The organism is Pseudoalteromonas sp. NBT06-2, from assembly GCF_002276045.1.
Classification (GTDB): Bacteria; Pseudomonadota; Gammaproteobacteria; order Enterobacterales; family Alteromonadaceae; genus Pseudoalteromonas.
In genome coordinates, this window is record NZ_NQMR01000147.1 from 1 (window position 1) to 10775 (window position 10775).

The 10775-nt window shown below is 33.9% G+C and carries 11 protein-coding genes and 2 pseudogenes; all 13 read left to right on the forward strand.

The features are described 5' to 3' along the window. On the forward strand, window positions 1-333 hold a 333-nt coding region (locus CJF42_RS21115; RefSeq protein ID WP_141235616.1), incomplete at its 5' end, for an adenosine deaminase. A 404-nt stretch (window positions 334-737) separates the two neighbouring features. Beyond that, window positions 738-1108, forward strand: a pseudogene (locus CJF42_RS29585) (lipoprotein N-acyltransferase Lnb domain-containing protein); the annotation flags it as partial. Window positions 1109-1498: 390 nt separating this feature from the next. After that, complete coding sequence (locus CJF42_RS29590; protein WP_502694805.1) at window positions 1499-2134, forward strand: DUF7840 domain-containing protein; 636 nt, start codon at window positions 1499-1501, stop codon at window positions 2132-2134. A gap of 649 nt (window positions 2135-2783) precedes the next feature. Beyond that, a pseudogene (locus tag CJF42_RS21125) lies at window positions 2784-3128 on the forward strand (sporulation protein). A 119-nt stretch (window positions 3129-3247) separates the two neighbouring features. Further along, on the forward strand, window positions 3248-4054 hold the full coding sequence (locus CJF42_RS21130) for a DUF2628 domain-containing protein (protein WP_095368568.1): 807 nt from the start codon (window positions 3248-3250) through the stop codon (window positions 4052-4054). Between the two features lie 444 nt (window positions 4055-4498). Then, window positions 4499-5275, forward strand: coding sequence for a coniferyl-alcohol dehydrogenase (locus CJF42_RS21135; protein WP_095368569.1), 777 nt, complete (start codon window positions 4499-4501; stop codon window positions 5273-5275). Window positions 5276-5317: 42 nt separating this feature from the next. Further along, window positions 5318-5725, forward strand: a complete 408-nt coding sequence (locus CJF42_RS21140; RefSeq protein ID WP_095368570.1) for a nuclear transport factor 2 family protein — start codon at window positions 5318-5320, stop codon at window positions 5723-5725. Window positions 5726-5974: 249 nt separating this feature from the next. Next, complete coding sequence (locus CJF42_RS21145) at window positions 5975-7240, forward strand: tyrosine-type recombinase/integrase (RefSeq protein WP_095368571.1); 1266 nt, start codon at window positions 5975-5977, stop codon at window positions 7238-7240. A gap of 291 nt (window positions 7241-7531) precedes the next feature. Then, entirely contained in the window at window positions 7532-7846 is a 315-nt protein-coding gene (locus tag CJF42_RS21150) for a hypothetical protein (RefSeq protein ID WP_095368572.1), read from the forward strand. Between the two features lie 3 nt (window positions 7847-7849). After that, the gene (locus tag CJF42_RS21155) at window positions 7850-8398 is read left to right on the forward strand and encodes a hypothetical protein (RefSeq protein ID WP_095368573.1); all 549 of its coding nucleotides are present in this window, start codon (window positions 7850-7852) and stop codon (window positions 8396-8398) included. Beyond that, window positions 8391-8777, forward strand: a complete 387-nt coding sequence (locus tag CJF42_RS21160) for a hypothetical protein (protein WP_095368574.1) — start codon at window positions 8391-8393, stop codon at window positions 8775-8777. The genes CJF42_RS21155 and CJF42_RS21160 overlap by 8 nt, the downstream gene beginning before the upstream one ends. 270 nt (window positions 8778-9047) lie before the next feature. Further along, complete coding sequence (locus tag CJF42_RS21165) at window positions 9048-9872, forward strand: restriction endonuclease (RefSeq protein WP_170940699.1); 825 nt, start codon at window positions 9048-9050, stop codon at window positions 9870-9872. A gap of 460 nt (window positions 9873-10332) precedes the next feature. Next, window positions 10333-10746, forward strand: coding sequence for a hypothetical protein (locus CJF42_RS21170; RefSeq protein ID WP_095368576.1), 414 nt, complete (start codon window positions 10333-10335; stop codon window positions 10744-10746). Window positions 10747-10775: the final 29 nt, after the last annotated feature.

The following is a 10775-nucleotide window of genomic DNA, read 5'->3' on the forward strand; positions in this document are numbered from 1 at the left end:
CTAGTAACACTAATGTCTGGCTGTGCAAGTGTTATGACATCTGACATGCAAACTGTTGAAGTAACTACATCAAATGGAAAATCTGTGACGGTTGCAATTGATGGTAATGAGGCACAAGCACCTGGGAGAGTTCAAGTAATACGAGATGGTAGAGAGAAAGCATTAAGAACAACTGAAGTAGGCTGTGATACTGAAACAAAACTGGAAAAACAGGTTACCCCAATATTTTTTGGAAACATAATTATAGGTGGCCTATTCGGTTCAACAACTGATGCGTCTACAGGTAAGATGTGGGATTACGCTGAGAAAGTTGAAATAAACTGCTCAAAATAATCATACCCATATGCATAATCTATTAAGCTGTTTTTTTAACAGCTTTTTTTACTTTTTTACTTCAATTAGCAGTGCGCATAGTGCGACAAGCGAAATACAAAAGGACTTTGCACATAGTGAAGTGTGGCGCTTATTGTTGCATGTCGATACAGAGAATAAGCCGCAAGTTTTAGATAACCGGTTTCTACTGACCGACCCACATGCTAAAAGAAGCTAATGCTTTGTACAAAGTAATGCATGAAAATATTATGACTGCCTATTGTAGATTTCCAGCTAGAGTAACCTACCTATCCAAAGTAACCGATTTTAATTTACCGGATAACCCTTAGTTACAGTGTCCTCAATTGAATGAATATCTTGATTATGTTCCATTTGATGAACTATCGTTGGTTTATGCATCAGAGGTGGTTTCTTCCGCATCTAGCATGATGGGTCACATATTTTTTAAGGCGTCAGGGCTTAGTGCCAAAGGTAACAAAGTTGCTCATTCTCTAGCTTATTTCACAGAAATTAATACAATAAACCCACTTAAACTAATCTGGAATAGTACTTATACAGGTATGCCTGGTTTTTTTCGGTGCGTCCTTTCTCAAAAGATGTTGAGCAATATCAGCAAAAAGAGCAGCGTAGCTTGTGGCAGTTGAAATTAAATACGGAACAAGAAAACCTAAGGTTATTCCAATTACACCTGTGGGAGCTCAAAGGAATAGAGTTGACGTATTATTTTCAATCGTATAATTGTGCAACCATTACACTGGAGCTTTTAGCACTGCTTGATTCCGATATATTAAAATATAGAGACAAGATTATCACTCCAGTGGATGTCGTTAAAGCGACAACTATGGTTGAGTTGGTTGAAAAAATAGATGTTATTGCTTCTGACCTTTGGCTAGGAAACGTCATTTATAATGAATTAAACCATATTAACATTGCTGAGTTCTTATCTGAGTACAGTTCTAATGTAGAGCAGCTGTCACATTTTGATAAGATTTATATAAATCTACTGCTACAGAATCAGAATGCAGTCAATTTGTCATCAGATGAAATTAGCCGATTGCAAGATAAGTTGAAACTTGATATACAGTCTGAAGACGATAAAGTTATTGATCTTACAAACTATAAAAACCCTACGCTAACACCTCAAGATTCAGCTTTTAGCCTAGCTATGTTTAATAGTCGTTTTGATAATTCCGACTTCAATAGTGCAAAGCTTAGGTTTTTAACCGCTGGTCATTTTTTATCTAGCGACAATAGACAATACTTATCTGAGTCTGAACTCTTAATGGGTAATGTCGTGTTTGATATTGATAGTATTAATAACAATATTGAACTTGATGAGCTTACTGTATACAAAGTAAAATCTTTACCTGTGAGTGTGGCACCCTTTTTTAATTTGTCTTCGGAAGTGTATTTTGGTTACAAACCAAAATACACTTCCGAACTTAAAGAAAAATCAGTTCTTGAGTTATCTGGAGGTGTAGGCAAGGCATATCAGTTTCATAGAGATGTTCATGGCTACTTTTTATTCGGGGTTGGCTTAATAGCAAATATAACTCGAGCAGAATTTTTTTCTAAAGCCCATGTTGGTTTAAATATAAACATGTTATTTGATACAAAGTTCAATATTGAATACTCTTATGAAAATAGAGCGTTGTGGGAAAGTGGCAAATTAGCAAGTCTTGATATTAACTTGAGTTGGTTTCCTCATCAGGATTGGTCGATAACTTTGTCATCACGAACATCAAGATCGGAAATAGTTGATTTAAGTCGTATTGGTTTTATCGTTACAAAACATTTTTGATATGTTCAATTTTTCAGTGACTGCAGACTTTGCGATTGAAATTTTGACTAAATATTAATAAGATGCGATCAATATCATCCATGAAAAATTTAGAGTGACTATTTGAATAATGATTGTAAAAAATTGAGCTCAGTTAATGGACTTAATGTTACATCTTTACAACTATGAATTGCTCAAACAGACAAACTAAAAAAATATTGATAATTATGGCTAATTAATATATCTTTCTCAAATAAAGTAATTAAATGGAATCTTATGTTACTTTAATATTATAAATATTCATAAATAAGGGACAAAATGAATAACTTTTTAAAAGGATTTTACTGCGCAACTATGGAATTAATAATTAGCGTATGTGATAGCATCAAATCTTTAGTCACTCCATATAAACTATCCCAAAAATCATCAATTAAAAAAGTAATTAATCTCCAGTATTTAATAAAGTTCTGTTGATCCTTTTGCTGTTCTGTTCGAAACCATATTCTACTAAAGTTGCATGAAAAAATTTAATGTAGTCAGGTTTTACTTAATTTACATTTTAACTTTTGAAAAAAAATCATTAGTGATATCAGTAAAGGTTGATTGTTTTTCTAGCAGCATATGAAAAAAATAACTTAAATAAGGAGTAGTGATGTCTATTTTTAATAAAATGTTTAGCTCGGTAGGAATTGGGGCAGCTAAAGTTGATACCATATTAGATTATACAGATGTAGAGCCTGGTGGTGAAATCTCTGGGATAGTCAAGATCACAGGCGGTAAAGTTGAGCAAAACAAAACATTAATAAAATAGATCCCCTTTTCTTTTATTCTCTCTCAAGATGCTCCGTTATCGGTCGGTGCATCTGAAACTTGGATAGCAACAAATTTAGATATCGAAAGAGCGTTAGATAAATCAGATAAAGATCACTTGCATATTAGTGTAAATGCTTTGCAACAATCTGTGATAGATGCTTTAGAAGATGATATTTACGGAATTTTAGAGAGAAATAGCTAAGGTTTTTAACTAAGCTGAGTTAATTTATTACACGGAATAATAGTTAAACCTTTGGTTACTATATATTAATTCAGCTGCAATTCATTTTAATTCAAAAACAATACATTAAGGAAAAATAAATGACTGAATATACAGACCCACAAGAGAGAGAGAAATACGATGTGAGTGCTTCTTGGCAAGAGAAATTTGAAATTTTAGAGCAAATTGGTGCAAATAAAAAATCATTTTTTAAAACCATGAAATCACCTGAATTTAATGCACTTAATAACAGTGATAAAAGAAAAGTAAGCTTTAACATATTCGCTATGTTGACCGGTCCCTTTTATTATTTTTTTAATCAAATGTGGATGAAAGGTTGTGTGATCTGGGGAGCTGTATGGTTATTTAGTGCAGTTCTTTTACTGATCGAAAATATTACTGGTATAAATTTTCCTAATTATTTCATATTACTTACCTTGCTCCTTATGTGCGCTAGTATGGCAAATTATGATTATTATAAACAAGTTACAATAAATGAAAAAATGTGGCCCAGTGTACCTGCATTTTTTCATACAAAATTAGGCGCAGGAACAGCTCCTTTAATAGCTGCGGTAGTTGTCACTTTTATTTCAATAACAACAGCTCCTAGTGATCCATTTTTAGACGATTTTTCAGGTGTTTGGGAAACAAAATCGGGAGAGTCAAAAGTTGAAATTGATTTTGATGGTAATAATAAAAAAATTACCATAAATGGTAATGTATTACCTATTACGATAAAAAAGATTAATCGTGATAAAGATGTACTCGCTATTGGGTTAACACTAAAAGATGGTAATGATGTAGTTTGGGCTTTTCAGCAAATTCATAGTGAAGACGATGAATTTTACTTGTATGCAACTTATCATACAGGTGATCAAGAAGCATTATATTTTGTCGAATATTTATAATTGAGCTAAGCCGCACAGCTCTTTGTATCTAAAAGTCGGGTGAGGTTTTTCCCTCATCCCTCTCAAATACCATATCTACAAAACTCGTAAATTTAAACCATAGATTACACAATAACAACAGCAAATTAAATGTTCACAATACCCATCAAGTTTGCTTAGTTGCTCAGCAATCCTGAAACTCGCATCTGAAGTGTTGAGTATGCATACAGCCAGTGCTACTTCATCTAGTAGTACTTGTGATTTAAAGTGTGCTTCCCAAAATCTGTCAAATTAAAGTAAATGGCTACTTTTTTTGAGTTTTCATTTTGGGTGCAAAAAATATTGGGCAGTGCAAACATTATTATATTCAAAAAGTAAACAGTGTTATCCGTTAATATGGTTTTTAATCTGTTCTTTTACCTCTATTGTTTAATCATGTATCCGAAACACAAAAAGGAAAACATGATGAACTTAAATAAAAAAATTATTGTCACTGGCGCAGCTTCAGGTATAGGTGCTGAGACAGTTCGCGTACTTAAGCAACAAGGTGCAAAGGTAATCGGTGTAGATAGAAACCCTGTCGAAGGTGTCGACGAGTTCTTTCAGGTCGATTTGAGTGAAGCTGCAGCCATCGACGAGTTTATCAATATACTTCCTTTCGGTATCGATGGACTTGCAAATATCGCAGGACTTCCACCGACATCTCCTGCCGAGTCGGTTCTAAAAGTTAACATTCTTGGCTTGAAAAGATTGACACTAGGTCTTATCGACAAAATGGCCGATGGAGCCTCAATCGTCAATCTAGCTTCACTAGCTGGTTTTGGGTGGACGGAATCTATTGACCAGGTTAAGCAAACTCTCGCACTTGATTTCAACAGCGATATTGCTGCATTTGTCACAAACAATGATTTGGGCACTGGTGGCCGTTCATACTTTCTTGCAAAAGAAGCTTTACTTGTTTGGACCATGCAGAACCGTTGGACGTGGAGAAACCGTGGAATCAACATGAATGCAGTCAGTCCTGGTGCGGTAGATACGCCTATTCTTAGTGATTTTATTAAAACATTAGGGGCAAGAGCAGAAGAAGATATGAGAGTACTTGACCGACCAGCAACACCTTCAGATATAGCACCTGTTGTTGTGTTTGCTTTAAGTGATGATGCTAATTGGTTTCGTGGCGCAAATTTAACCGCTGACGGAGGTATGTTTCCTCACTTGATGTCTAAGATCTATCAAATCTAAATATATTAATTCTAGTAAAATGTAACCTCATAGGAAATTAAAATGAAATACCAGAATGTAGAAAATAATATTAATGTAGTAGAAACATACTTTAAATCTATTCAAACTGGGGATATGGAAACTTTAGGTTCTCTTTTATCTAAAGATATTATTTGGCATCAGCCAGGGCAAAACAAATTTTCAGGTATACACTGTGGTTCAGAAGTTGTTTTTGCAATGCTTTCAGAAATGATGGAGGTATCTAATGGTACATTCAAAATTTCAAGTGTAGATACTGTTATGGGAAATGAATCCAAGGTTGCGACGATGCTTTCATTTAGCGCTGAGCGTGAAGGAGCATCTATGTCCATGAAAGGCGTTGATATCTGTACTGTTCAAAATGGGCAAATTGTCGAGGCATGGCTTTATTCTGAAGACCAGAATACAGAAGATACATTTTGGGGTAAGTAAGGTGATTATATTCACACTTTAGTGTAAATATACCCATGTTACATGGAAATATGTGATTTCAGCAAGTCGAGAAGCGTGTCAAGTGCGAATCATAAGATATGGCTGTTTTTAGAATGTACTCACGTAAATAATAGTAACAAACCCTTTAATTATAAGTGCTTAGAAAAGTTATTACGTTTGTTTTGTATCGTTAGGCAATTGTTGTTACAGTAACAACTGAGACCATATGTGTGACCCTTACGAGTAAGTATGAAATTTACTGACAAACAAATTAAATCATTAAAAGCCAAAGAAAAGCGCTATATCGTGACTTCTGATGAAGATGCTAGGGGAGTTGGGCGTCTTCAAGTCAGGGTTTATCCGACAGGAGTTAAAAAATTTAGAGTCCAATATTTTACAGCCGGAAAACGTAAAACGATTAGTATTGGAACCTATGGTGCAATCACTCTTGCAGAAGCCAGAACAGAGTATAATAAAATTTCAGAAAAATTACTAAACGATATTGATCCTCAGTTACAAGCCAAAGAAGAAAAAATTCAAAAAGAAATACTCGAAACCCAAAAAACCTTAAAACAAATGGTTGATGATTTTTATGTATACATAAATGAAAATTGGGCTGATACAACAATTAATAGGTCCATATTAATTTTAAATCGAAACTTACTACCTTATATAAGTGACGAACTATTACCTTATGATTTTGACATAGACCAAGTAAGAGAGATTATTTACAGAGTTTATAACCGAGGCGCACAAGAACAAGCTAGATTATTGCGCAGCATAATAATGTCATTATTTAAGTTTGCAATTGACTTTGATAACTCACCAGAACGATTTAAAAAACCCAATGTGTATGGTGTAAAAGTAAATCCAGTTCGTGATATTTCATTCAAAACACCTCAAAACGTGGGTGATCGTTGGCTAGATGAAAACGAAATTTACAAACTATGGCATGCCACAGATATACCATTACATACACATAATTACTTAAAGTTATCACTGTGTTTAGCTGGCCAAAGAGTAATGGAGCTTTACCATGCAAAAGCAGAAGATTTCAACATCGATAAAGAAAAAACTTTTACAATACCACAATCAAGAATAAAAATTAAAAAACGGGGTGATCACTTATTACCAATAAGTCATTTAGCTGAACCCATTATAAAATCACTTATATTAAATCGTGGTGCTACCGGCTATATATTTCCTCACAGAGATAAAGCCGACCAACCCGCGCATATATCAACATTAAGAATGGCCACTCAAAGATGGTGTAAAAAGAATGATTTTAAATTATTTTCCCCAAGAGATATAAGAAGAACTTGTAAAACGCTTATGGGTAAAGCAGGTATAACTAAAGTAGAACGCGACATACTTCAGCAACATGACAAAGGAGATGTTTCAACATTACATTATGATAGATACGACTACATAAAAGAAAAACAAATAGCCATGAATACATGGACAAAATACCTTTGTGCAATCTTAAAATCACCTAAAAAACCAACCCAAACTTAAATTACACAATATTTACATTTAAAGCATGTATGGGCATTTAAACACAGTGCCTGCTTTTTATCGTTTAAAAAACAAACATGCAAAGCCTGAAAAATGGAATGCCAATAAATACACAACATTAAAACCCTGTGTAAATAATATAATACCGCTAAATATTGTAATCAAATTGTAAACTATATTTCATTTCTTTTTTATTTTAAATACTGGTTGCATGTACAGTTGTTAGTTTGCTATTTAAATATGAAATAGGTACATTATACCTTCAAAAACGTAGATAAAATGGAGTAAAAAATGGATGTAATGGCGCGTAATGTTAGTCGGGGTCAAGATGCATATAATATTGACTCAAAAAAAGCAGAAGCAAATAAACAAGAAAACGTGAAAAATGACACGTTAAAAAGTGACACCGTGACTTTAAGTAGCACAGCGAAAAATTTGAATTTTAATGCAACAACATATGTTGCAGGTGGTGGCGGTGGTGTAATACCACCTCAAGCAACCCCTAATATTGGTGGCGGTGGTGATGGTGTAACACCACCACAAGTAACTCCTAATGTTGGCGGCGGCGGCGGCGGTGTAACACCTCCACAAGCAGAGAGTAAGTAAGTCATGAGTGCTGATTTTTTTATATTACTTGATTGGATTATAAAAGCTTTAGAAGTAACCGCATTAATAGCTATTATATTATTAGCTTATCAAAAGGTTTCTATTTTATTTTTTGGCGGTGCAAAAAACATCAGCACTGAAAGTGATGTTATTTTTCATAGTTGCTTTATAGCAGCTCTTGTTGTGGCAGTGTTTCATTATATCGGTTCGGAATTATCTCAATATATATTGACTTTGAATCTAGATAAAATGGAAAAGCGACAACTATTTTATTCAACCATGTTTTTTATGTCATTCATTGGTGTTTTGGCAATATTTACATTGCATAAAATTAGAGATTGCATGTTTGCACCGGCAGCGAGATTTTGTATTTATTTAGGTTTGGGCATGTGTATTGTTCAAATGATTCAGTTTTATTTACATGGGCTTGTAGGTTCTGATCTTTTCTTGCATTTTTATAAGGTGTTAGTCGTAACTATAAATATTTCAACTTTGGCAGTTGTCAGTTATTTTCCAGTTACAGCATATTTTAAAAGGAATTGTAATGAGTAATGGTTTTGAATTATTAATAGGGATGAATGCCTCTATCGTTTTACTGATCTTAGTAAGCTTAAATGTTATTAGAACGGGTGTGCAAAATACTCGTAAAGAGCTAAAAATTTTAGATAAATTGGAACCCGTTAATAAAAATAACCTCCTCAAAAAAAATCAAATTCAATTTAATATAGCCCATAACCTTTTAATGGATTTTGGTGACACCTTGTCAAATAAAAAGGGTTTAGAACAGTGTGATGATATGAAATTACACTTTAAATCTTTAGAAACATATTATAAAAACGCAAACGAAAAACCTGTAAACTTAGCGCAATATAAAAAAGAACTTCAAGATCCTCAGCCAATCGAAAAACCCATATTTAAAATTGTAAAATAACCTGCTTTTGACACTTTTGCGAAGTTCAGCTCAGAGCGAAAAGCAGACATTCATAATTTTTTGAGCTCGTTGCTTTTTAGCTTCTTAACTAACAACTTGCCCCTGTAGTCATGGAAACGACCCTATGGGTAGTTTTTATATATTTGGTAAAACACCATAGCCATAAGAATTTGATATGTAGCAACATGTTATCATTTATGTTAAAACTGGACCAATCAGATAAACGACCCATTAAGTCGATATTAAATTGTTATGCGCCATGGAGATTGTATGCATATTTCTGAAACATCAGAAGACTATGAGAAATTAGCTCATAAAATATATAAAGATATTCTGGCGCTCGAAGGCGTAGAAAATATTGAAGTAAAACATAATGTAAAAATTATGGGAATATCAGGTGTAGAGCACCAAATAGATGTTTTCTGGGAATATAAGTATGCAGGTATTACACATAGGGTCTTAATTGAATGTAAGCATTACGGACACAGAGTCAGCCTATTACATGTAAGGAACTTGCATGGACTCCTAACCGATATTCCAAATAGCTCTGGAATCTTAGTTACAACTGTTGGTTACCAATCTGGGGCTGAGAAATATGCAACCTTCTACGGTATGGGGCTTAAATTAATAAGAAAACCTCAAGAATCTGATTGGGATGGCTGTATTCAAATTGTTAACATTGATATGCAATTACTTAGAAACAACTATATCAATTTCAAACTTGAATTTGATGGTCATGATGAAGAAACTAAAAGGTTAGCCAAAGAGGATCCAAGCGTTCTATCTATGGTATCCACGGATATTAGAATCAAAGATGAAGATGGTCCTATACTCGCATTTAACTCTTGGTTAGATAAAGAGGTGCCCGTCGGGGCTGAAGGTTTTGGCATTGAACTTCAGAAAACTATTTTACCTAAAAACTCCTATTTAATATCGAAAGGAGATTGCGAATTAAAGCTTGAGCACATTATCGTTACATATATTTCAACGCAAGATAATCATGAGATGAAATTAGATGCCATGAATGTTGTTGAAGCAATTTTACAAGACTTTAGTACAGGTGAAGTTGAGCATATGCATAGAAAAGCCGTATAACAAGCGCATTAAACGGAACAGAAACAGTGGGTTACGTTTCGCTTCGCTACAGGTTTTAACCCACTATTTTTGTCCGCTTAATGCGGCGTTGAGGCTGTAGAATTTATAAAAAGTGACAATTGACGAATGAAATTTATGTGCTCTGCGTCCGTAAAAGTAATGTTTTAGTAGAATATTGCCTCAGAATTCACGTAGCAATGCGTTTTGAAGCTTAATTTTTAATAATTTTTTGGTCTGTTTTTTCTAAAAGAGAAATTCTACAGGCTCGTTGAGGCTGTAGAATTTATCAAAAGTGTAAATTGACGAATGAAATTTATGTGCTGTGCGTCCGTAAAAGTAATTTTTAGTAGAATATTGCCTCAGAATTCACGTAGCAATGCGTTTTGAAGCTTAATTTTTAATAATTTTTGGGTCTGTTTTTTCTAAATGAGAAACTCTACAGGCTCGTTATAAGTACTATATGAATATTAGAATTAAACCAAAATCTTTAATGATCGCGACAGGAGTTGCATTCGGATTAATGGTCTTGAAAGAAATGATGTTGGGGTGGAGTCAACGCATTATAGCGTATCAATTGTTCGGGGAAGCTGGGGCGTATTCATCAGAAGATCACGATTTAGTGAGAAGCCAAATTAGTTATTTAATATTTGATTTGGTTTTGGTTATTGCTCAAATAGCAATACCTTGCTACATAGCGGCTAAATTGGCTATAAAAAATGAAGTGGTAAACGCAATCGCTATGCTTTTATTATTAGTGTTTTTAGCTATTTTATTAGTACCAATTCAAGCGGTTGTCATGTACTTTTTAATTGGGCTTGTTCCTGCCATGTCATCAGGTGTCATTGCAAGGAAAAGAAACAAAAATAAAGTGTAATGTACTTATAACAAACGCATCAAAAATGA

Excerpts from the sequence above, each read along its gene's own strand:
- CJF42_RS21160 (WP_095368574.1), top strand. The coding sequence starts at position 8,391 with ATGAGTAATGGTTTTGAATTATTAATAGGGATGAATGCCTCTATCGTT.
- CJF42_RS21155 (WP_095368573.1), top strand. The coding sequence starts at position 7,850 with ATGAGTGCTGATTTTTTTATATTACTTGATTGGATTATAAAAGCTTTA.
- CJF42_RS29590 (WP_502694805.1), top strand. The coding sequence starts at position 1,499 with ATGTTTAATAGTCGTTTTGATAATTCCGACTTCAATAGTGCAAAGCTT.
- CJF42_RS21150 (WP_095368572.1), top strand. The coding sequence starts at position 7,532 with ATGGATGTAATGGCGCGTAATGTTAGTCGGGGTCAAGATGCATATAAT.
- CJF42_RS21145 (WP_095368571.1), top strand. The coding sequence starts at position 5,975 with ATGAAATTTACTGACAAACAAATTAAATCATTAAAAGCCAAAGAAAAG.
- CJF42_RS21165 (WP_170940699.1), top strand. The coding sequence starts at position 9,048 with ATGCATATTTCTGAAACATCAGAAGACTATGAGAAATTAGCTCATAAA.
- CJF42_RS21170 (WP_095368576.1), top strand. The coding sequence starts at position 10,333 with ATGAATATTAGAATTAAACCAAAATCTTTAATGATCGCGACAGGAGTT.
- CJF42_RS21135 (WP_095368569.1), top strand. The coding sequence starts at position 4,499 with ATGAACTTAAATAAAAAAATTATTGTCACTGGCGCAGCTTCAGGTATA.
- CJF42_RS21130 (WP_095368568.1), top strand. The coding sequence starts at position 3,248 with ATGACTGAATATACAGACCCACAAGAGAGAGAGAAATACGATGTGAGT.
- CJF42_RS21140 (WP_095368570.1), top strand. The coding sequence starts at position 5,318 with ATGAAATACCAGAATGTAGAAAATAATATTAATGTAGTAGAAACATAC.